The organism is Pseudothermotoga thermarum DSM 5069, assembly GCF_000217815.1.
In the GTDB taxonomy this organism is placed as follows: Bacteria; Thermotogota; Thermotogae; order Thermotogales; family DSM-5069; genus Pseudothermotoga; species Pseudothermotoga thermarum.
In genome coordinates this window covers 912,788-933,878 of sequence record NC_015707.1, presented here as the reverse complement: position 1 = coordinate 933,878, position 21,091 = coordinate 912,788, and the positions used below count along the sequence as shown (strand labels likewise).

Annotated in this window: 22 protein-coding genes; 10 read left to right on the top strand and 12 right to left on the bottom strand. The window is 40.2% G+C overall.

The window, feature by feature from the left end; translation table 11 throughout:
- Positions 1-9 precede the first annotated feature (9 nt).
- The 4 genes from THETH_RS04835 to THETH_RS04820 form a co-directional block, all read right to left on the bottom strand.
- Entirely contained in the window at positions 10-972 is a 963-nt protein-coding gene (locus tag THETH_RS04835; RefSeq protein ID WP_013932258.1) for an ABC transporter ATP-binding protein, read from the bottom strand.
- A 7-nt stretch (positions 973-979) separates the two neighbouring features.
- On the bottom strand, positions 980-1,864 hold the full coding sequence (gene nikC / locus THETH_RS04830) for a nickel transporter permease (RefSeq protein ID WP_013932257.1): 885 nt from the start codon (positions 1,862-1,864) through the stop codon (positions 980-982).
- Between the two features lie 12 nt (positions 1,865-1,876).
- A complete protein-coding gene (locus tag THETH_RS04825; RefSeq protein ID WP_013932256.1) occupies positions 1,877-2,887 on the bottom strand; it encodes an ABC transporter permease in 1,011 nt (336 codons plus the stop codon).
- Between the two features lie 83 nt (positions 2,888-2,970).
- A complete protein-coding gene (locus THETH_RS04820) occupies positions 2,971-4,554 on the bottom strand; it encodes an ABC transporter substrate-binding protein (RefSeq protein ID WP_013932255.1) in 1,584 nt (527 codons plus the stop codon).
- Positions 4,555-4,686: 132 nt separating this feature from the next.
- On the opposite strand from THETH_RS04820, the gene THETH_RS04815 reads away from it, so the two are divergent.
- Entirely contained in the window at positions 4,687-5,379 is a 693-nt protein-coding gene (locus tag THETH_RS04815; RefSeq protein ID WP_013932254.1) for a rhomboid family intramembrane serine protease, read from the top strand.
- 5 nt (positions 5,380-5,384) lie between these two features.
- On the top strand, positions 5,385-7,211 hold the full coding sequence (locus tag THETH_RS10295; protein ID WP_013932253.1) for a glycoside hydrolase 5 family protein: 1,827 nt from the start codon (positions 5,385-5,387) through the stop codon (positions 7,209-7,211).
- A gap of 26 nt (positions 7,212-7,237) precedes the next feature.
- On the opposite strand, the gene THETH_RS04805 is transcribed toward THETH_RS10295, so the two are convergent.
- From THETH_RS04805 to THETH_RS04770, 8 genes are all read right to left on the bottom strand, one after another.
- Complete coding sequence (locus THETH_RS04805) at positions 7,238-9,115, bottom strand: DUF4914 family protein (RefSeq protein WP_013932252.1); 1,878 nt, start codon at positions 9,113-9,115, stop codon at positions 7,238-7,240.
- Between the two features lie 132 nt (positions 9,116-9,247).
- On the bottom strand, positions 9,248-9,733 hold the full coding sequence (locus THETH_RS04800) for a sulfurtransferase TusA family protein (RefSeq protein ID WP_157723382.1): 486 nt from the start codon (positions 9,731-9,733) through the stop codon (positions 9,248-9,250).
- Positions 9,734-9,880: 147 nt separating this feature from the next.
- Positions 9,881-10,144, bottom strand: coding sequence for a sulfurtransferase complex subunit TusB (gene tusB / locus THETH_RS04795; protein WP_013932250.1), 264 nt, complete (start codon positions 10,142-10,144; stop codon positions 9,881-9,883).
- 10 nt (positions 10,145-10,154) lie between these two features.
- Positions 10,155-10,508 carry a hypothetical protein gene (locus tag THETH_RS04790; protein WP_013932249.1) on the bottom strand — a complete coding sequence of 118 codons (354 nt, stop codon included), beginning with the start codon at positions 10,506-10,508 and terminating at the stop codon, positions 10,155-10,157.
- Positions 10,509-10,517: 9 nt separating this feature from the next.
- Positions 10,518-10,874, bottom strand: a complete 357-nt coding sequence (locus THETH_RS04785) for a DsrE/DsrF/TusD sulfur relay family protein (protein WP_013932248.1) — start codon at positions 10,872-10,874, stop codon at positions 10,518-10,520.
- Positions 10,875-10,892: 18 nt separating this feature from the next.
- Positions 10,893-11,894 carry a YeeE/YedE family protein gene (locus THETH_RS04780; RefSeq protein WP_013932247.1) on the bottom strand — a complete coding sequence of 334 codons (1,002 nt, stop codon included), beginning with the start codon at positions 11,892-11,894 and terminating at the stop codon, positions 10,893-10,895.
- A 16-nt stretch (positions 11,895-11,910) separates the two neighbouring features.
- On the bottom strand, positions 11,911-12,150 hold the full coding sequence (locus tag THETH_RS04775; protein ID WP_013932246.1) for a sulfurtransferase TusA family protein: 240 nt from the start codon (positions 12,148-12,150) through the stop codon (positions 11,911-11,913).
- 190 nt (positions 12,151-12,340) lie between these two features.
- Positions 12,341-12,844: a hypothetical protein gene (locus THETH_RS04770; protein ID WP_013932245.1), complete on the bottom strand. Its 504-nt coding sequence runs from the start codon at positions 12,842-12,844 to the stop codon at positions 12,341-12,343.
- A gap of 177 nt (positions 12,845-13,021) precedes the next feature.
- Here THETH_RS04770 and mnmA point away from each other — a divergent pair, with 177 nt between their 5' ends.
- From mnmA to THETH_RS04730, 8 genes are read left to right on the top strand one after another with little or no spacing between them, the layout of a single operon-like run.
- Entirely contained in the window at positions 13,022-14,074 is a 1,053-nt protein-coding gene (gene mnmA / locus THETH_RS04765; protein ID WP_013932244.1) for a tRNA 2-thiouridine(34) synthase MnmA, read from the top strand.
- 37 nt (positions 14,075-14,111) lie between these two features.
- The gene (locus tag THETH_RS04760; protein ID WP_013932243.1) at positions 14,112-14,807 is read left to right on the top strand and encodes a rhomboid family intramembrane serine protease; all 696 of its coding nucleotides are present in this window, start codon (positions 14,112-14,114) and stop codon (positions 14,805-14,807) included.
- A gap of 15 nt (positions 14,808-14,822) precedes the next feature.
- Entirely contained in the window at positions 14,823-16,238 is a 1,416-nt protein-coding gene (gatA, locus tag THETH_RS04755; RefSeq protein ID WP_013932242.1) for an Asp-tRNA(Asn)/Glu-tRNA(Gln) amidotransferase subunit GatA, read from the top strand.
- Complete coding sequence (gatB, locus tag THETH_RS04750) at positions 16,228-17,667, top strand: Asp-tRNA(Asn)/Glu-tRNA(Gln) amidotransferase subunit GatB (RefSeq protein WP_013932241.1); 1,440 nt, start codon at positions 16,228-16,230, stop codon at positions 17,665-17,667. The genes gatA and gatB overlap by 11 nt, the downstream gene beginning before the upstream one ends.
- Positions 17,664-18,428: a hypothetical protein gene (locus THETH_RS04745; RefSeq protein WP_013932240.1), complete on the top strand. Its 765-nt coding sequence runs from the start codon at positions 17,664-17,666 to the stop codon at positions 18,426-18,428. Before gatB ends, THETH_RS04745 begins: the two co-directional genes overlap by 4 nt.
- Entirely contained in the window at positions 18,415-19,536 is a 1,122-nt protein-coding gene (hemW, locus tag THETH_RS04740; RefSeq protein ID WP_013932239.1) for a radical SAM family heme chaperone HemW, read from the top strand. The genes THETH_RS04745 and hemW overlap by 14 nt, the downstream gene beginning before the upstream one ends.
- Positions 19,533-20,114, top strand: a complete 582-nt coding sequence (locus THETH_RS04735; protein ID WP_013932238.1) for a flavin reductase family protein — start codon at positions 19,533-19,535, stop codon at positions 20,112-20,114. The genes hemW and THETH_RS04735 overlap by 4 nt, the downstream gene beginning before the upstream one ends.
- Positions 20,115-20,122: 8 nt before the next feature.
- On the top strand, positions 20,123-21,091 hold the full coding sequence (locus tag THETH_RS04730; protein WP_013932237.1) for a DHH family phosphoesterase: 969 nt from the start codon (positions 20,123-20,125) through the stop codon (positions 21,089-21,091).

Genomic DNA, 21,091 nt, shown 5'->3' with positions numbered 1-21,091 from the left:
TGAAACCTCCTACTGCTCGTACAAGTGACACGCCACGTAATGAGTCTCATTTATTTTCAACAATTGTGGAAGTTCAACAAAGCATCTCTTGAAGGCATACTCACATCTCGGATGAAATCTGCAACCAGGTGGTGGATCAACCAAATCTGGTACTACACCTGGTATTCCCTTTAAATCTTTAGTCAGGCCGATGATTGGTACCGATCCTATCAATCCTTTTGTGTAAGGATGTAATGGATTGGCAAATATATCTTCACTTTTTGCGACCTCAATAACATTTCCTGCATACATCACAGCAACCCTATCACAAAATTCAGATGCAATGCCTAGATCGTGAGTTATCAATATTAGGGCATTTCTTTCGGCTGCTATCAACTCGTCTAAAAGTTTTAATATCTGAGCTTGTATCGTCACATCCAACGCGGAAGTTGGTTCATCGGCCATCAAAAGCTTTGGTCTAACGGCTAATGCCATTGCTATCATAATTCTTTGGGCCATTCCACCGCTGAGCTCATGAGGATATAAATCTATGGTTCTTTTCCAATCCAACCCCACCATCTCAAGCACTCTTGGAACTTCTTCGTATGCATCCTTTATAGATATACCTTTTGCATGAGCTATAGATTCTGCCACTTGAAAGCCTACTTTGAAAACAGGGTTCAATGCGGCAAGTGGTTCTTGGAAAATCATTGTGATTTGCTTTCCCCTATATTCATCCATTTCTTCATCGCTTAATTTAGTTAAATCAACCCCGTTGAACCATATTTCTCCTTCTACAATCCCTCCAGGTTGCTCGATCAACCTCATTATAGATAACGCAGTGACAGACTTTCCGCATCCAGTTTCTCCAACAACAGCCAACCGTTCAGATTCATTCAACCAAAGTTTCACTCCATTTAAAGCTTTTACAACCCCACGATAAGTGTAAAAAACAACTTTCAAGTTCTCTATGTTCAACAAATTGCCCTTCACAGATTGATTACCTCCTTAGACGTGGATCAAGTATATCTCTAATACCATCGCCAAGCAGGTTAAAACCAAGAACAACCAACGCGATAAACAAACCGGGAAAAGTTGAGATCCACCATTGATGCACCAAATAGTTTCTTCCATCGCTGACAATTGCACCCCACTCTGGTGTTGGAGGTTGCGCACCCAAACCTAAAAAGCCAAGACCAGCTGCCGTAAGAATGATTGTTCCCATTCTCAAAGTCAATTGAACCAAAACTGGGGAAAGGCACATAGGAAGAACATGGAGTAAAAGTATTCTCAAATTACCAGCTCCAAGGGCTTTGATTGCTTCTATATAAGGTTGAGATTTTACCCTTAGGGCTTCTGCTCTTGCTAACCTTGCTATAACTGTCCATTCAACTAGAGAAATAGCAATAATTGCGTTTGTTAAACCTCTTCCCAGCATTGCAGCCAATGCCATAGCTAGAATTAACCGTGGAAATGCTAGAAAAATATCAGTTATTCTCATCAATATTTCATCAACTATTCCACCAAAGTAACCAGCGGTAATCCCGACTGCCAAACCTATGGTTCCACTGATCACCGTTACCAGAAAAATTATCCAAACCTCAATTCTTGCTCCATAAATTACCCTGCTCAAAATATCACGACCGAATTGATCCGTTCCAAAAGGATGTTTTAAACTCGGAGGTTTAAGACGATTAGTCAAATCGACCTTTATAGGGTCATATGGGGCCAGAATAGGGGCAAAAATAGCCATAAAAAGAAAACCTATAACGATGAATGTACCAACCATGGCAAGTTTTGTTCTTTTCCACAAATAAAGTGTGTATTTCAAATCTTCGATTAAAGGTTTCCATCTTGAGGTCTTGACTTGTTCTATATTTTCCACAGCCAATCACCCCTATACACGCATCCTTGGGTCTAAAACGGCATATACAATATCAACCACTAAGTTGACTAACGAATAAATCACAGCAACAAAAAGTGTTCCTCCCATCACCGCGGGATAGTCTAAGTAAAGCATGGCGTTGACAAGATATCTACCAAGTCCAGGCCAACCAAAAATTGTTTCAGTTAAAATTGCACCTTCGAGTAATCCGCCGAAGGTCAATCCAACGATAGTCACAACCGGTATTAAAGCATTCCTCAGAGCATGCCTATATATGACAAGCCTTTTGCCAATTCCCTTCGCTTTGGCAGTCCTTATGAAATCTTGCCGTAGAACTTCCAACATACTTGAACGGGTTATCCTTGCTATTGAAGCTGTCGCTGAATATCCTAAAACAATTGACGGCAAAATCAGGTGAGCAACAGCGTCTTTCAAAGCTTCAAGATTTCCACTTAAAATTGAATCAAGGACAAGCAATCCTGTGTAACGGGTTGGAGGAGTCGTGAACAGTCCAAGTCGACCCCCACCTGGTAACCAACCAAGTCTGAAATAAAAAATCAAAAGCAAAATAAGCCCCGTCCAAAAAACGGGCATAGAAACACCTAAGATGGAAAAAATTCTGGCAAAATGATCAATGAATTTGTTTCTGTGAACCGCTGAAAATATACCAAGCGTTATACCCAGCACTACAGCCAAAATGGTGGCAGAAATTGCAAGTTCAAGGGTGGCGGGGAAAAATTCAGCTATGTCTTTAGCAACTGGCCTACTAGATTTCAAAGAAATACCAAGATTGCCTTTCAATAAACCGGACATATAGTCAAGAAACTGTAACATCAAGGGTTTATCGAGTCCTAATCTTCTTTTTAAATCCTCTACCAAATCCACGGGTGCATTTCCTCCAAGTATGGCTCCAACTGGATCAGCTGGGATGACTTTGGCTATTATAAAAACAAGTACAGAAACACCAAATAACACAAACAACATTAACAGCAAACGTCTAGCGATGAATGCATACAATCTCATTTTGTACAGACTCCTCCATCTACTTTTTGTAAAACGGGAGGCCTTTGGCCTCCCTTCGAATTATGGATTTAACCATCAATGCTTCATTTTTTGGATATTTTGGTGAAATCAAACACCAAAGTATAACCTTTACAAGCTTTCTCAAATCCAACAACATCATCGCTGACAACCCAGAAGTCAATCGGTTGGTAAAGCATAGCGAATGGACTGTTGTATATCCAGTATTCTTGAAGTTCTTTGTAAAGCTCTAAACGTCGTTGATCATCAAATTCTGCACCAGCTTTTTCTGCCAAATCTGCTGCATAATCGTCATACCACATGTTGCGCCAAGCAAGCTGTTTTACCCTATAGTTTGCAAATGGTTTGGCAAGAGCGTCTGGATCTGGATAATCGATACCCCATCCTGCAAGGATCATTTGATGCCCTTGCTGCCTATATTTCGCATACATTTCAGATGCCGGCATCAAAGTGATGTTTACTTTTATACCAATCTCAGCAAGATTTGCTTGAATAATTACCGCTTCGTTTTGTCTTATTTCTGTAGGATTCGTCAGCAACTCAACTTCAAACCCATCTGGATATCCAGCTTCGGCAAGAAGTTGCTTGGCTTTTTGAACATCCCGTTTGAACGGATTTAATTCAATGTAACCAAAGTATCCTATCGGCATAAAGTTCTGATTCAATACAGCAAAGCCTCTTCTAACTGAATTGATAATGGCATCATAGTCGATGGCGTACTTTATCGCCAATCTAACCCGTGGATCTTTGAATGGACCCCAACCTACGTTCATAGCAACATATTCGTTCGATTGGCTTGGTGTTGTTACAAGCCTAATACCTTTTGGCTTACTTTCGCGAAGTTGTGCTGCTTGTTCTGTCGTCACACCCCATGCGACATCAACATCGCCTTTTTGGACAAGCAAGAATCTGGTTGTTTCTTCAGGTACATCTTTAATGATAATTTTCTTAATTGGAGGCTCTCCAGCCCAATACCTTGGATTTGATTGAAGAATGACATGTTCATTTCTCTTCCATTCAACAATTGTGTACGGTCCAGCACCAGTTCCCGGAGATTTGTCAAGCAAGAAAGCCTGGCCAAGATCTCCATCTTTTTCATTGGCTAAGACTACTTTCTTGTTTACAATACCTCCCCATGGTGGGGCTATAATTGAAAGGACTATGTTTTTAGCCAAAACTTTAGTTTTGAGGACGACAGTTCGAGGATCCAACGCCACAATTGTCTCATCCATGTTCTCTTTGGTCAGCCCAAGTTCGTTGAACAACCAAACGGGAGATTTACCGATCATCAAGACTCTTTTGAAGGAGAAAACAACATCTTCAGCTGTTAGAGGATCACCGTTCGAGAATACCAAACCCTCTCTCAGCTTAAAAGTCCATACAAGTCGATCTCCTTCCTGAACAACGGTCCAACTTTCGGCAAGATCAGGAACTGGTTTGATCACATCGCCTGAGGCATCGAGTTTTGTCAATCCGGCGTATGCAGCTGTAACAACTGCTGCTGCAAAAGTTTCATAACAAACCGCAGGATCAAGCGAGATGAAAATCTGTGTTGTGGCGGCAATAACAAGCGTATCTTTTGGCGTTTTGGCAAAACTTGTCAGCGTAAGCATCAATGTTAGGACAACGATTAAGAGTTTCTTCAACACAACAATCCCCCCTTTTTAAAATGTTGGATATATTCTAGCATAAGCAACTCACACTTGCAAGCTTCTACCTTTTTGTATATTCAAGAGATCCCGCGAGATTTTTCAGCTATAATTTTTCTGGAGGTGCTAAATTTGAGAAATTTGAAAGCAACCTATGTCATCCTTTCTTTCAACGTTTTGATCGCTGTTTTTATGTTTTTTCTAAGTAGTATACCTGTCTTTCGGAATCAAGCTTATTTGCTGATTCGACTAGGTGCTCAATACGGACCGCTTGTAAGCGGAGGGGAATGGTATCGAGTAATAACAGCGATGTTTGTTCATGGCGGATTACTTCATCTTTTGTTCAATTCGTACGCCCTTTTTTATTTTGGTACTATCGTCGAGTCGATATACGGTACTGAAAAATTTGTGATCTTCTATCTATTGGCTGGTGCCGTTGGAAATCTGGCAACCCATGTTTTTTACTATAGGTCGATCTCAGTCGGTGCAAGTGGAGCCATTTTTGGGCTTGTTGGAATACTTTTTGCTTTGGGTTTCAGGCGCGATACACCTATTTTCATGAGACAATTCACCGGTATGGCACTTCTTCCGATGATAATTTTCAACGTGGTTTATGGTTTCATGCCAGGGTCCAACATAAACAACGCTGCTCACCTTGGAGGATTTCTTGCCGGCATGGCGATAGGTTATTTTGCAGATCCTAGACCAGTCTATGCGTCTTGGAAAAGGGGATCAAGAATTTTTTGGAAAGCGGCTGCTATTTTGTCCTGCTTGTTTGTTGCATTTTGCTTTTTTATGCTAATTTTCTTCTCCCGTGTGAGGTGATATGAATGGATTTTCTTCTTGGCATCAATTATTGGTCGAGAAGTGGCGCTATGTACATGTGGGAAGATGAGTACTTCAACGAAGAAGTTATAGAAAATGAAATTATTGAGATGAAAAACTTGGGTATGAACATATGTCGAAGTTTTCTTTTTCTTCCAACCTTTTTTCCAAAACCAAACAAGATAAGTGAAAAGCACGTTGAAAGATATTTGAAATTTTTGAATTTGTGTGAAGAACATGGTTTGAAAACCCTTTTGACGTTCATCGTTGGGCACATGTCTGGAGAAAACTTTGATCCACCATTTCGAAACCAAAGAGATTTGTACATGGATGAATTCATGTTGCAACAACAATGTTTTTTTGTCAAATCCATCGTTGAAAAAGTTCGAAGTTCTCCAGCAGTTTACGGATATATATTGTCCAACGAAATGCCTTTGTATGGTGGGACAGGTGAACCGGAGAAAGTTTTGAATTGGGTAAAAAAACTGGTTGAAGTTATAAAATCAGTTGATCCAACTAGACCTGTTGGAACAGGCGATGGTTGTTGGAATGTTTTTGGTGGTGAAAATGGTTTTAATTTGAGAGAAATTTCAAAAATCGTCGATTACCTTGGACCACACGTTTATTTAAGTGAGACCGACGAATACAGACACAGTATGATACCTGAATTTGTCATAAGATACCTATCTCAATACGATTTACCGATACTGTACGAAGAATTCGGCGCTTCCTCCGCGCAAGCTTTAGATGAAAACATAGCTTTGTACTATCGCGAAGTTCTTATAAATTGCTTGATCAACGGAGCGATAGGTGCACTTGGATGGTGTTTGAACGACTTTAACTATCCCAATATGAAACCATACCTTCACCATCCATTCGAACTTAAATTCGGCATATTCAAAGTCGATGGCGCACGAAAACCAGCGGCAGAAGAAATTGTTAAATTCAAAAATTTCGTGGACAGTTTAGAGAATATTCAATATCCAAACGCTGAAGCTTGCATACTCGTTCCAAGTTACTACAACAAACAGTATCCCTTCAGCTTTGACGATCCAAAGGAAACTTTTAAACATTTACTTCAAGCAACTGTTTTGTGTGCAAAAGCAGGTTTTGTTGTGGACTTAGTGGAAGAAGAAAATTACAAGCGTTGGAAAAGCTATAAATTGATAATACTCCCAAGTGAAAGGAAGTACCTTGCGACAACCTGGGAAAATTTGCACAAATACGTACAAGCTGGTGGAAATCTTTACATCAGTTATTATTGGGGAAAGTACGATTTTCATCAGGGAATATGGTCGCAAAATCTCGAAAGTTTAATTGGCTGCAAGCTCAACTTAAGGTATGGCTTAACTAGTTCACTTCCATCCAAAGTAAAGTTGGAATATGGTGGATTAACTTGGAAGTTAAACGTTGAAAAATGCAACGAATGGGAAAAAAGCTATGCACCAATTGTGAGTATCCTGGAAACTGCTGAAAGTATCGAGCTTGGACAATCAGATTTACAGCTAGTTAAAAACAAAGTTGGAAGCGGTAAAGTTTTCTTCATCAATTTTCCGTTGGAACACATTCTTTCGGTGAATGAGAAGATCAATCTTTCAGACTTAAGCCACTTAATCTACAGGTGTATTGCAAAACAAGCTTCTTTAAACTTGTGCTATTGCGACAACCAACGTGTGCGAGTCAGAAAAATCAAAAGCGGTCGAAAAACACTTTATCTAATCCAAAACATCGCTTGGGATAAAGAACAAGTACAGACTATTTTCGATAACTCATCGACGTATCATGTTCAAATTGAGCTTGATCCCAAAGAGTACAAATTGCTGAACTTTTAAAAAGGCGCAGGAATCTTCCTGCGCCTTCAAAGTTCCATCGGTATCAAACTAAGATAATCTTCGAGTTTTCCGCGATTCAAGCAACATTCGATTATTTCCCTACCAAGTGGGTGAAGATCGTCTTGCAAATACTGTCTAAGCTCTCTGCTGAAGAAGTTTTGTAAAATTTCTGCGCCTTTCATGTATGCTTCTTCTCCAACTTCAGGTTGCAAATGAGGCTGCAACAAACCTTTTGGTATGCTTTCGCCAGCAACAATCATTTCCTTCAGCGAAAAACCTAATAAAGGACATTTGGCTGGCTCAAGTCGCTCGGGCTTGAATTTCACACCGCCTCTTCTTGCAAGATATTCTCTCGTTATCCACTCTGGCATAAAGCCTACCTTGTAAGCGCCTATGTATTGATTTGGCAACAAAATATACTTGGTTTCCGGACTTTCCAAGATCTGTTTCAAAAGAATATTTGCGAGCATGACTTTCCTTCCAGAAGCAAAAGGCCAGAACGAACCGACCCCTTCGCTTTGCATTCCCACGGTGTCCACGATGCTTGGGTTGGCATGCCCTCTTGGTGCGACTAGACGCCAAAGCCAAGCCAACGCCGGCGGAAGGATTTGAACAAATCCAACTATACCGTAAGTTGGTTTTTCCTTTGTACAAGGAGGTGTTCTGATACCAAAACTTCTAACATCAACTTCAACCGGCTCTTTGATGGCGTTTTTAAAGCACTTCTTTGGCAAGATAACCCTCGGATTGGGACAAGGTTTACCAGGTTCATCTTCGATATGTTCCCAAATAAGGATTGTAGTTTTAGGTGTTGCTTGAAGGTTTAAAAATATCAAAGGTTCTGGTGGTGATATCGTTATCCTCTCAAGATTTGGTTCTGTTCCATAGCCTTTTATGTGGTCCAACCTTATGAACCAGCCGTTTTCAGCGTCCATTCCAACTAACTTTTTCTTGGTCTGAAGCCTTGGATGACAGAGAAACATATCGTCGGCCACCGGGTACAAAGAGCAAGTTTCCTTCATCTCCAGGAAAAATTTCTCGCCCGTTTTTATGTTCTCCGCAACCAGCACTTTTCCATCAGGTTGCCTGTGGATTTCCTCAAGTATTTCGCTTTTACCACTGCCGCTGGCTCCTTCGTGCATTATCACTATCTCTGTGTCGTACGGGGTAACAACCTTCACAGCAGAAGCGTGAGCCGTAGTCCATCCTTCTACTTCTCCCATGTGAAGCAGAAAACCGTAAACTCCTTTTTTGGCGCTTGGACCTGGATAAAGGTTGTATGAAAAGATTTCGTAATGACTGTCCAAACGATTATGAACAACTACTTGTTTTCCTTTGAAATAAATGTGTCTGAAAACGGGTGCTAAGAACATTAAAAGTTTTGGCTCAAAGCCGTTTGGTACATCATCAGCGGGAAGGAAAAATTGCAAATCAGCTAATCCGCCGGCAAAAAAGCCTGCATTCTTTGGACCTATCAAAAGTGCAGGATAACCATATTGGTGCCCACCAGCCATAAAGGGTAACAACAGCAACGGTTGGTTTTTCAACCATTCAAAAGTTTCATTTCTAAGCTTTTGAAAGTCAAAACCAAACAACTTTTTGAACGTAGGCTTGTCCGTAGGTTTGTCATCCCCCACAACCAACGCATCTGGATCCCTACGCCTCATGTACGGTTCGGTGTAATTCACCCCTAGCCCGTTTTTACTCTTCACTACAGTTGCTTCAACTACATATCCCTTTCCAGGTACCTCGTATCCAACCTCAAAAAAATCTTTTCCTCCACCAAGGGCTAAATCGAGCAATTCTTGCCTTGAATCTGCTACAACAACTTCTGGTGCTAAGTCAACCACTTCTCGTACTTCAGATGGGAGAGTAAGTTTTTTCAGAAATTCCTTTCCTTTCATGCAAATTCACTCCTTGTTTGGAAAAAACTAATTACTCATTTTAATGGTCTCACAACTTAGTAACCAATCTGTTGAAAATCACGCTCAAGAATGTTTCACTTTGATGAAACACGTGAGTTTTGTTCCTATTGGTTAAGGTTTTCGAATGTATATTTTCGCTACAGGACCAATTTGATCAACGCTCACTTCGTATCCGTTTCTAACTGAGAAGCTGATTATTCTTTCTTTCGATAGTGGATAGTCGCATGCTACAACGAGTGTTTCACCAGGGCGAAGTTTTTCAAGCTCTCTTTTGGTCATTATCTCAGGTACTGGGCAAAGTTGACCACATAAATCCAAAAACTTTTCGGTGGGAATTTGATGAGAGGAAAATACTTGAAAAGTCTTGAAATTTGAAGATTTTTTTCCAGCTTTTTCAAGCACGAATTCGGCTATTTCCTCAAGTATCCTAAAAATGTGGACAGATGAGAAATCATACCTATCCCCTTCCGGCGATTTCACAACGGTTAATATGCCGGCCTTGACCATTTGATTAAGGTATCTGTAAGCTGTGGAAAAGTCTATTTTCAATTTGCTTGCCACCTCAAAAACTGTAAGACAATTATCCCTTAGCAACATCAAAATCTCAAGCCTTGTTTGGTTTGAAAGTATTTTAAAAAGAGTGGCAGCGTCAATAGAACGTTTCACAAATACCCTCCTTTTGCAAAAAGCTGCGGGCAAACCCGCGGCCTAGAGATTACTATTCGTATTCTATCACAAGCTTTTTCAACCAATGAACTTTTCCTCGGATTCCAACAAGTCTATGAATTCGCTATAACTTATCAAAGATACGGTTGAGTCTGATTCAGAATATCCTCTTGATACAAAGTCGTCCTTTATGGCATAGACTTTAGCAGGTGTTTCTATCTTTTCAAGTGCCCAGTAAACTCCATTTTGAATAAGAACGATTTTGTCGTCTGGTTTTGCTACCTTTATTTTGAGCCTTTCAGCAGGATGATCTGTTCCATACTTGACAAGTATCAATGCCATATTTTTCACCTCACATGAAAATTACATAATCAAAGCTGTGTAGAAATTCTGAAAGTTCAGATTCATCGATCAACTCTGCTTGGAAATTTTCGTCGAGTTCTTTTACTTTGAACTTTTCAAGGTGCTGCTTCACCGCGTAAACTTTTGTACCATAGTTCTTGATGTATCTGTGGCAAATCGACAAAGGAAGAAGACCAAGTAGTTCTGGTTTTGTGTTTTTGGAAAGCGCAGCTGAAGCTTCTTCGATCAAAAGTACACTGGGTTCTAAATCCTCACCGTACATCCCAAAAGCCGTTCTAAAAGCCTCGTTGACCCATATGCTACCTACTGGGGATTGGTAAGCGACAAACAGCAGTTTTTTCATGATCTCACCTCAAGCCATCAAATTCACGAAACGATCACAGTTAGCCAAAAGGTTTGCAAGCTCTGGAAGACCGCTTGGTTTTGATCCTTCTATTATCATGTCCGTGGTGATTCCCCTGTAATCCATACAAATGCCACAGATGTGAACCTCAAATTTGCCAGTTTCAATTAATTGCTTCAGTTTTTGCGGAATGTTCCTGTCGATCCTCAATGGTTTAATGTTTTTGTTGACACAAATGACTGAGTCAGCAAACAAGAACAAAGTTACCTCATGACCTTTTGCGATAGCTGCTTCGGCGATTTTTATCGCTGTATCAAGATCTTGGTACGTGTAAGGCTGTACCATGACCTGTATTGCAATCTTCATGGTTTCCTCTCCTTTTAATCACTGTTTTTCTCTACCGTACAAAAGCCATGCCATCGTCCAGTTGCCAAGGATGAAGAAGATCGACGAGACTATTGAAGAAATTGCCAAAAGTGGAACACCAGTCAAGAAATGTCCTATATTGCATCCACCGGCTGTCGCTGCACCAAAGCCCATCAAGAATCCTCCGACAAGAACCTGAACGTAAGTCTTGGGATCTTTCGGCATCCTCAGTTTGAACTCTTTGCCGATGATTGCAGATATGGCTGCACCGATGATTATTCCAAGCACCTCTGCTCCGATCCAGTTTAACTTTGCATTCGCCGTGTAGACGGAAATGATGTTTGTCCATCCTCCGGTGATACCAAGACCATAGTTTCTACCAGCTTTTGCGCTTGCCCACCAAGCGATTGGTGCAAGTATTGCTATCAAAACTGCTGCTGCTATCCAGTTGAGTTTGGAAGGCCTTTCAGATTTGTTCTTTGTGCCAAAAGCATACCAAAGCATCAACGCAAGAAAGATTATCGACACTATCCATGGGTTAATACCAAGCATGCTCGAAATGGTAGGACCAGTCTTTGGAGCATAAAGCGGGGATGTATTTTGAACGGTTATGTTGTAATTTCTAAGCCACTTTGTCCAGCCAGAGAACAAACCAGCTTCGGTAGCGCGTGCAGTTAAACCAAACATCAAGGCCGCAAGCCAAGCGGTGGTCATACCTTCACCGACGCGATATGTTACACCCGATGCACAGCCTCCTCCAAGTACCATTCCCAATCCAAAGATGTAACCACCTACGATGTTGGCTATCCAGTTCAAAGGCATTGGATTAAGCTTTATCAAACCAGTCTGAGCGAATATCAAGAAGGTTATCGATTGAAGTCCCAAAGTCAAAGCAGCAAGTCTCATCAAATAATTATCCTTGAAAAGCAATACATCTCTGAAAGCCGAATTGAAGCAGATTCTACCTCTTTGAAGGATTATCCCAAAGATGATTCCGATCACAAATCCCGTCCAGACCATGAGTTTTTACACCTCCTCACTTAACTTTGATGTAGATCTTCCATTCACTTGGACCAACTTCTTCGATTTCAAGTACCTCATGCCCAAGTTTTTTCACTGTCTCAGGTATTCTTTCTTTTGACATTGGATAGTCAATCCATACTTCCAAAATCTCACCGGGCTTCATGTCTTTCAAAGCTCTTTTTGTTTCAACATCGGGAACTGGGCAAACTTCGCCTCTTACATCCAAAGTTTTTGTAACTTGATACTTTGCCATAAACCCTCACCTCCATTTGTGAAAAAATGCTCAATCTCTTTCAATATGATGTTAACTCTGTTATTTTGCGATTTTTGTTGCTATAGGTTACGATTTGGTAAATTTACCAAATGAACACATGAAAAAAGGCGGCTGTGCCGCCTACATGTGGTTTTTGATGTAATTTCAACTCAGAAAGTCAGAAAACAATTCACCTGCTGGGAAAGGTTCGAAGGGTTCCAGAAGATTCATAAACCATGCACATGAACAGTTGATCAGATTTGCCACTGACACTTATGAGTGGTATTTGCATCACGTATTTGTATCCTGTTTTTCGAAATTCCACGGTGAAAAGATATACTTTTGTTACATCAATTGGTTTTGAATCCAAGTTGAATCCTTTTGATGTATATTCAACGTAATAAATGATAGAATAACTACTCATTTTGTCCGGATCCTGCGGTATCTGTTCTTTTATGCTGTCAATATAATTCTGCGCTTTTGCAGGAGCATCTGAATGAGATGTAGCTAGGTAAACAAGTTTTTCGCGAACTGCTGGAAAGGTTGCTTGATCAGTCAAATACTTGAAAAACTCATTGAAAACAGCTTCACCAGCTTTTGAAACTGGGTCAACCTGTTGCCTTGGTTCTCTGGCACATGAAGATAAAAGCATTACCAGTAAAGTAAACGCAATCAACAAGCCTAGTTTTTTCATAGATTCACCCCGTCCTTTACTAAAAGAGTATTTCATATCGTTTGACTTTCCCGTTTTCATCAAGGTTCATTTTCACAGTTTGAATGTAAGGTTGTCAGTCTTGAAACTTGCTATGGTTGATATTTTCAAAAAAATGTTGGATAATTTTTATGGAATTATTTTCACATGGAGGGTTTAATGTTGAAAATAGGAGTTATGCTCAGCGGCGGTGTTGACAGTGCAGTAGCACTTGCAACGTTGAAGGAAGAAGGGCATCGAATTGTGGCTTATCACATGAAAACAATGCCCGATGAGTTTTTTGTAAACCGAGAAATAAAACACAAAGTTTGCTGCTCTCCATCGGACACTTTGGATGCAAAAATAATAGCGAATCAGTTCGGTGTTCCATTGAAGATAGTAAACCTTCATGAAGTATTTCATGAGAAGATAATAACCTATTTCCTCAACGAGTACAAAAGTGGAAGAACTCCAAATCCATGCTTTATGTGCAACCAAAAGATAAAGTTTGGTTATTTGATGGATCTGATGCTAGCCGACGGAATGGATATGGTTGCAAGCGGACATTATGCAAGAATAATAGATGGAAAACTTTACAAAGCAATCGATAAAGAAAGGGATCAATCGTATTTCCTTGCATCCGTGGAAAGGCATAGACTTGAAAAAATAATCTTTCCCAACGGGGATAAAACAAAAGAACAGGTTAGAGAAATAGCCAAAAAGTACTCGATACATGTTCACAGCAAAAAGGATTCTCAAGATCTTTGTTTCATTCCTGATGGCGATCACGAAAGGTTTTTCATCGAACATGGTGTTCAAGTAAAGCCTGGACCAATTTTCGATAAATACGGAAGAAAGATTGGTGAACACAAAGGTTTGATTCACTACACAATTGGTCAAAGAAAACTTGGTATATCGGTTGGCGAAAGACTTTACGTGAAAAGATTGTGTGCTGAAAGAAATGCGGTGATAGTTGGTACACTTGAGGATGTAAAGTCTGATAAATTCATCGTGAAAGATTTAAACCTTTTGATTGATTGTCCAAAAAGGTTCAAAGCGACTGTGAAAATAAGAAGGAATTTCAACGAAGAATCCTGCGAAGTTGAGATAACCAACAACGTTGCCGTTGTAAAAACCGAAAAACCTTTGTTTGCGGTTACACCTGGACAAGCTGCCGTTTTCTACGATGGAGATCTTGTCATCGGTGGTGGAATAATCGACAGCGTTTTGTGATAAAATTAAAAAAGTATCCTTAAAAGGAGATGATTTGTTGTTTCCGCTTTATGATACCATACCAAGCAGAAAAAAACCATACGTTGTTTATTTCTTAATCATAATCAATGTTGTTATTTTCCTTTACCAACAATCGTTATCAAGGGTTTCACTTCTTGCCTTTCTGTACAATTACGGACTGATACCGGCAAGGTTCACAAATCCAAGGTGGGAACAACTGTGGCAAATAAGAACTGGTATTGAGCTTGTAACTTCAAAGTTCTTCACCTTCCTTTCCCACATGTTTTTGCATGGTGGATGGTCACACCTAATTGGAAATATGTGGTTCCTTGCCGTATTTGGTGATAACGTTGAAGACGCACTTGGACATGTTAGATTCGCATTGTTTTACTTAGCCGGCGGTATCTTCGCTGCCTTGACCCACTTTGCTTTCAACTTAACTTCAACAGTTCCAATAGTTGGTGCTTCCGGCGCCATTTCGGCAGTCATGGGTGCTTACTACGTTTTGTTTCCATACTCTAGGATAATCTCGTTTGTTCCGCTTTTCTTTCTTCCGTTTTTGGTTGCCATTCCAGCGGCCTTTTACCTTTTTGTCTGGTTTTTGATGCAGGTTATCAACGGACTTTTCGACAACATTTTGCGCTCTGGAGTAGCGTATTGGGCTCATGCAGGAGGATTTGTTTTTGGAATCCTAATAGGTTTGTGGAAACGCAGAAGTTACTACAGATGGTGAGGAGGGGACAAAACCGTGTTCGAAAAACTCACGATAGAAGACTGTTTATCTCTTGATCGGAAAGAACTTGTGAAAATGTCCATTGAAAGGATCAAGAAGATTGATAAATTCGTGAAAAGTTTTATAACGGTGGTTGAAGATCCAAAATTTGTCGAAGGTCCTTACAGCGGTATACCAATAGCGATCAAAGACAACATAACAACCGAAGGCATTAGGACAACATGTGCTTCTAAAATTTTGGAAAATTACATACCTTGCTACGACGCAACTGCTGTGAAAAAGCTAAAGCAATACGGGTTTGCAATAGTTGGTAAAACCAATCTTGACGAATTTGCAATGGGTTCAAGTACCGAAAGATCTGCTTTCTTCATCACAAGAAATCCATGGAATTTAAAATGTGTTCCGGGTGGAAGCAGCGGTGGTTCAGCTGCTGCCGTTGCAAGTGGGGAAGTCGTTGCTTCGCTTGGCAGCGATACTGGTGGATCTGTGAGACAACCTGCAAGTTTCTGTGGAGTTGTTGGATTTAAACCAAGTTATGGTTTGGTCTCAAGGTACGGTCTAGTGGCTTTTGCTTCATCGCTTGATCAAATTGGACCAATAACCAAAACTGTTCGAGATGCAGCGTTATTGATGGACATTATCTCTGGCAAAGATCCCATAGATTCAACGACTGTATCGAAAAAGGTTGATTTTCTAAGCCATTTAGAAGAAGGAATACAAGGTATGAGATTTGCCGTACCGGAAGAGGTTTACAATTACGAAGGCTTGGACAACGAGGTTGCACAAAGATTTGAGGAAGCAATCAAACTTGCCGAAAAACTTGGAGCAAAAGTCGCCAAGGTTAAGATACCAACGATGAAATACGTCGTGGCAACGTATTACATCATAGCACCAGCGGAGGCAAGCTCAAACTTAGCCAGGTACGATGGCGTCAAATACGGTTTGAGAATCGAAGAAAGAGGTTTAAAGGATACATACATGTCAACCAGAAACCAAGGTTTTGGAGAAGAAGTTCGAAGGCGTATAATGCTCGGGACCTTTACCTTGAGTGCAGCCTATTACGAGGCATATTTCAACAAAGCTCAAAAGGTGAGAAAACTCATAGCCAACGATTTTGAAACTGTTTTCAAAGACTTCGATGCTGTTCTCACGCCAACTTCACCTGTGCCCGCCTTTGAAATTGGTTCGGTGAAAGATCCTTTGACGTATTATCTTATGGATATTTTCACGATCCCAGCCAATTTGATAGGAGGTCCTGCGATAAGTATTCCATTTGGCTTTGCAAAATCTCTTCCAGTTGGTTTGCAGATTATGGGTAAAAGATTTGACGATGGAAAAGTTTTACAGATAGCAAGGGCTTTCGAGAAAAATTCTCCTTACAACGAAAATGGAAGATTTCCAATGCCGGTGGTGAAGTGCGATGAGGTTTAAAACTGTGATCGGTCTTGAAATTCACGTTCAACTTTCAACGAAAACAAAAGCTTTCTGTTCTTGTAGAGCGGATGTTTTTGATCTCCCACCGAACACCGCAATCTGCCCTGTTTGCACTGGTCAACCCGGTGCACTGCCTGTTGTCAACAAAGCCATGGTTGAGTACGCTACAAAAATCGCTCTTGCTTTGAACTGTACGATAAATCGTTATTCTCGATTTGATAGGAAAAATTACTTCTATCCGGATCTTCCAAAGGGTTACCAAATTTCGCAATACTTTTATCCTCTTGCGAGAAATGGTTATTTGGACATCGATGTTGATGGAACCGTCAAGAGAATAAGGATCAGAAGGCTTCACATGGAAGAGGATGCCGGTAAGCTTATTCACGAAGGCGATTCAATCACACAGGCTCAGTATTCACTTGTGGATATGAATCGATGCGGTGTTCCCCTTGTTGAAATTGTGACAGAACCAGACCTTTCTTCTCCAAAGGAAGCAAGGATTTTTACCGAAAAACTTAGATCGATCTTGAGATACCTTGGCGTCAGCACCGGAGACATGGAAAAGGGAGCTTTAAGGTGCGATGCCAACATCTCTGTGATCGATCTTGAGAGAAATGTGCAGAGCAACAGAGTGGAAGTAAAGAACATGAATTCGTTTAAATTCATAGAAAAAGCTTTGGAATACGAAGAAGCCAGAATCATTGAGGCTCTGCAAAAAGGTGAAAACGTTGAGCAGGAAACCAGAGGATGGGACTTGTCAACGAAAACAACTGTTTCGATGAGAGGAAAAGAAGAGGAAAGCGACTACAGATACTTCCCGGAACCAGATATTCCACCCGTGATAATAAGCGAAGAGATGATCGAGAATTTAAGAAAATCCCTACCAGAGCTTCCCGATCAAAAGGTTGAAAGATTCATTAGAGAGTACGGTATACCAAAGTACGACGCCATCGTTCTCACAGCGGACAAAAATATAGCTGATTTTTATGAAGAATGCGCCAAAGCGACTGGGAGGCCAAAAGAGGTTGGTAATTGGATCATGACAGAAATGTTCAGAGAAATGAAGGAAAGCGAGGTTGAAGAACTGAAGATAACGCCAAAGCATTTTGTTGAACTATTTGAGCTCATGGATAGTGGAAAGATATCGATAAAGGTCGCAAAAGAAATTTTCCCCGAGATGTTCAGAACGGGAAAGATGCCTTCACAACTTGTTGAAGAAAAAGGTTTAATCCAGATAAACGACGCTGCTTTGATTGAAGAGATAGCGAAAAAGGTACTGATGGAAAATCAAAAAGCTGTCGAACAATACAAGGCAGGCAAAAAAGGTGTCATGGGCTTTTTCGTTGGTCAAATAATGAAGGAAACCAAAGGAAGAGCAAATCCAAATTTGGTGAATGAAATTTTGAAAAAACTTTTGGAGGGATGAGTCTGAAACAAATTGTTTTGATCTTGCTCATCCTGGGAATTTTAACATTCGGTGCCGATGCAATATTAACCTGTACTAACTTGATCAACATCATTAACACTGATCAATTACTTTTTATCGCAAAAAAGGATGATTTTCAGGTTGGCTATCTTTTTCAGCATTCTAAAGAAGTTTTCCGGAGAATAGGCATACTCAGGTTTAAAACTTTTGATGCAAATTTCAAGGCCGGTATAGCGTTTGGAAAAGATTTCAGTGCGGCGATGAAAATTGATTTCAACCTTTTCGGCTTAACACCGGGAAGTTACTCTTTGTTCTTTTTGATAAACGACGAAGACAGTCTTGCCAGCCTTCGTATCAAGCAAGTCGTTTCTTTTGGTAACAACGTTTTGAACGTTTTCTGGTACGAAGAATTCAAAGAAGATCCCTTTGGATTTGGAAGAGTTTGTATCAAGCAAGGTAATTTTTCTTATGGACTTTATAGGATCACAAATGGCGTTTTCCCAGGTGTATTTCTTTACAGCATGGGAAAAACTTGTGAAGAAGGTTTGTTTGCAGGTATGGGATGGTTCGATGGCTTGGCACAGTTTTTTGCGTTCAGAAAAAACATCGGTTTGAAGCAGTCCTCAATATTCTTTGAGCCTTTTTTAATAGTTAAAGAAGGTTCGTTGATACCTGCAATAAGGTTAGAGAATTTCGGCAAGAAATTTTCAATGGATTTCTTTTTGATGCCAGGCAAGGTGTTTTTACGTGCAAGCTTTTGAGTATGGTTTGTACATTCACGTGCCTTTTTGTAAAAGCAGGTGCACATACTGCGATTTTGTTTCATACACGGATTTCTCTTTGGTAAAAGAGTATTTCGAAGCGGTTAAAATTGAGCTTGAAATGTGGTCAAAAGAGCTTGAAATGCCAAAAGTTACAAGCATTTACGTAGGTGGTGGAACACCCAGCGACGTTGATTTTGAATATCTTTCAGAAATTCTTTTGGAAGTCGAAAAGCTTTTTGCTCTAGACAATCCGGAAATCACGGTTGAAATTAACCCAAAGTGCAGTTTTATCGAGAAATTGGCTGAAAGCAAGGTTAACAGGATAAGTGTGGGGCTTCAAGCAGCAGATGACAACGTGTTGAAGAAAGTCAAACGAAGGCACAGCGTGAGTGATTTCAAAAAAACATGGGAAATTGTTTGCAAGTACTTTGAAAACACTAACGTAGATTTCATCGTTGGTCTACCAGCAGAAAGTGATTTGACGATTTTAAACAACATAGAAATTGTAAGGACTTATAAGCCCAAACATGTGGCTGTGTACGTTTTGGAAAAAGAGAACGATATAAGAAAAACCTTAGAAGATGAAGCTGTTTGCGAAAGATATGAAAGGTTTTTACAAGCTCTGGAGGAAATGGGATACGTAAGGTACGAAATATCAAACTTCTCACTTCCAGGATATGAATGCAAACACAATATGAAATACTGGAAAAATGAAAATTACGTAGGGGTTGGCGTGTCAGCGGGTGGACATATCGGCTTCACAAGGTACGTCAACACAAAAGATTTAAAGTTATACATAAAAATGATGAAGGCGGGTAAACATCCCTACGAGTATTACCAACAAAACGATCCTTTTCAAGAGGCAAAAGAAACGATCTTCATGGGACTTAGAATTGCTGAAGGAGTTGATTTGGAAAAAATCAAAAAACTTCTGCCAGAATTGAATGTGAGAAACTTGGTTGAAGGTCTTTATGACTTTGTTGAATTTGATGAAAAACACCTTAGATTGTCGAAAAAAGGTATGAATCAATCAGGATGGGTCATCGGCGAAATTGTACGAAGGTTGAACGATCATCGCTTCGGCATGGGAGGTGATCGAAGATGATATTTTTGGAGAAGGTGGAAAAGTACATTTTTCATTATCCTGCAAATGTAGCGATAATATGCTGTGAATTTGAAGGACGAATCAATTTGATGACAGCAGCGTGGCACACTCAGCTTTCACACGATCCACCACTTTATGGTGTCTCAATTTCACCAAAGAGATTAACTCACGATATAATAATGAGCTCAAAAGAATTTACTGTCAACTTTTTAAGGTACGATCAAAGCAGACTAGCTGCGTTCTTTGGAAAGACATCCGGGCGTGATATAGACAAAACAAACGTCTTCGATGTATACTTGATGCAAGGAAAGAACGTCAAGGCACCCATTTTAAAAGACGGTTACGCAGCATACGAATGTAAAGTGACTGATCTTCGCAAGACGGGTGATCACACTTTCTTCATAGGTTTGATCGTTGGTGTGCATTACGATCCAAACGCATTCGCAACTGTTCTCAACGTTCAACCAACACTTTACCTTGGCATGGACAATTACGTCACAATAGATCTATCCAGCAAAAGAATTCATGACGAAAAACAAGTTAAAGATTATCTATCAAAATGGGTACAAGGAGCTTGAGGTGAAAAATGATTAAATTTTCTTCACTAATTTCAAAGCTAACCGATTCACAAAGGATTTTGATCGTAGGTCACATAATGCCAGACGGTGACGATATAAGTTCTGTTGTTTCGTTAACACTTGGTTTACAACAACTTGGAAAAAGCGTTCTTGGAGCAATTGATGATAAAATTCCACCAGAATATTTGGTTTTTCCAGGGGTTAAGGATTTGATTGACTACGAAAAATTTTTGGATTTAAAGTTTTCGCCAGATGTTGTGGTTGTTTTAGATTGCTCTTCTCCAGACAGAGTTGGAAGATTTGTAAAAATACTTCCAGAGCATACCATTGTTGTTATCGATCATCACGCAACAAACGGTTTCTTTGGGGATATAAACTGGGTCGATTCAACTTATGCTGCCACTGCTCAAATGGTTTTTCATCTCAACAAAGTTCTTGGGATTGAGTACAACGAAGAACTTGCGACGATAAACTTTGTTGGTTTGGCCACAGACAGTGGATTTTTCAGATATTCGAACACGACTTCCAACCTTCTGAAAGATGCAGCAGAACTTGTCGAAATGGGCGCAAAACCACATTTCGTAGCTTCAACGATCCTAGAAAACAAAACTCTGAACCAATTTTTGTTGTTGTCAAAGATGATAGATAAAATAAAAGTTGAAAAAGGCTTGGCGTATTCAGTGCTTACCTTTGAAGATTATCTCTCCTGCGGTTGCACCGATCAAGACAGCTCGGGATTTGTCTCCGAAATAAGGTCTTTGAAAAACGTCGAAGTAGCGGTTTTGGTAATGGAATATCCTAAAAATCGCGTACATGTTAGTTTAAGATCGAAAAACTACGTCGATGTAAGCAAAATTGCAGCAACTCTTGGAGGCGGAGGACACGCAAGAGCGGCAGGTTGCTCTTTTGAAAATGCAGACCCATGGCAGGTTTTAAAAGAAGTACTAACATTGGTTCGGGAGGCCATGGGGGGATAA

Coding starts and splice junctions, on each gene's coding strand:
- THETH_RS04825 (WP_013932256.1), bottom strand. CDS start 2,887: ATGAGATTGTATGCATTCATCGCTAGACGTTTGCTGTTAATGTTGTTT.
- THETH_RS10295 (WP_013932253.1), top strand. CDS start 5,385: ATGGATTTTCTTCTTGGCATCAATTATTGGTCGAGAAGTGGCGCTATG.
- THETH_RS04805 (WP_013932252.1), bottom strand. CDS start 9,115: ATGAAAGGAAAGGAATTTCTGAAAAAACTTACTCTCCCATCTGAAGTA.
- THETH_RS04800 (WP_157723382.1), bottom strand. CDS start 9,733: ATGTTGCTAAGGGATAATTGTCTTACAGTTTTTGAGGTGGCAAGCAAA.
- tusB (WP_013932250.1), bottom strand. CDS start 10,144: ATGGCATTGATACTTGTCAAGTATGGAACAGATCATCCTGCTGAAAGG.
- THETH_RS04790 (WP_013932249.1), bottom strand. CDS start 10,508: ATGAAAAAACTGCTGTTTGTCGCTTACCAATCCCCAGTAGGTAGCATA.
- THETH_RS04785 (WP_013932248.1), bottom strand. CDS start 10,874: ATGAAGATTGCAATACAGGTCATGGTACAGCCTTACACGTACCAAGAT.
- THETH_RS04780 (WP_013932247.1), bottom strand. CDS start 11,894: ATGGTCTGGACGGGATTTGTGATCGGAATCATCTTTGGGATAATCCTT.
- THETH_RS04775 (WP_013932246.1), bottom strand. CDS start 12,150: ATGGCAAAGTATCAAGTTACAAAAACTTTGGATGTAAGAGGCGAAGTT.
- THETH_RS04770 (WP_013932245.1), bottom strand. CDS start 12,844: ATGAAAAAACTAGGCTTGTTGATTGCGTTTACTTTACTGGTAATGCTT.
- mnmA (WP_013932244.1), top strand. CDS start 13,022: ATGTTGAAAATAGGAGTTATGCTCAGCGGCGGTGTTGACAGTGCAGTA.
- gatB (WP_013932241.1), top strand. CDS start 16,228: ATGAGGTTTAAAACTGTGATCGGTCTTGAAATTCACGTTCAACTTTCA.
- THETH_RS04745 (WP_013932240.1), top strand. CDS start 17,664: ATGAGTCTGAAACAAATTGTTTTGATCTTGCTCATCCTGGGAATTTTA.
- THETH_RS04735 (WP_013932238.1), top strand. CDS start 19,533: ATGATATTTTTGGAGAAGGTGGAAAAGTACATTTTTCATTATCCTGCA.
- THETH_RS04730 (WP_013932237.1), top strand. CDS start 20,123: ATGATTAAATTTTCTTCACTAATTTCAAAGCTAACCGATTCACAAAGG.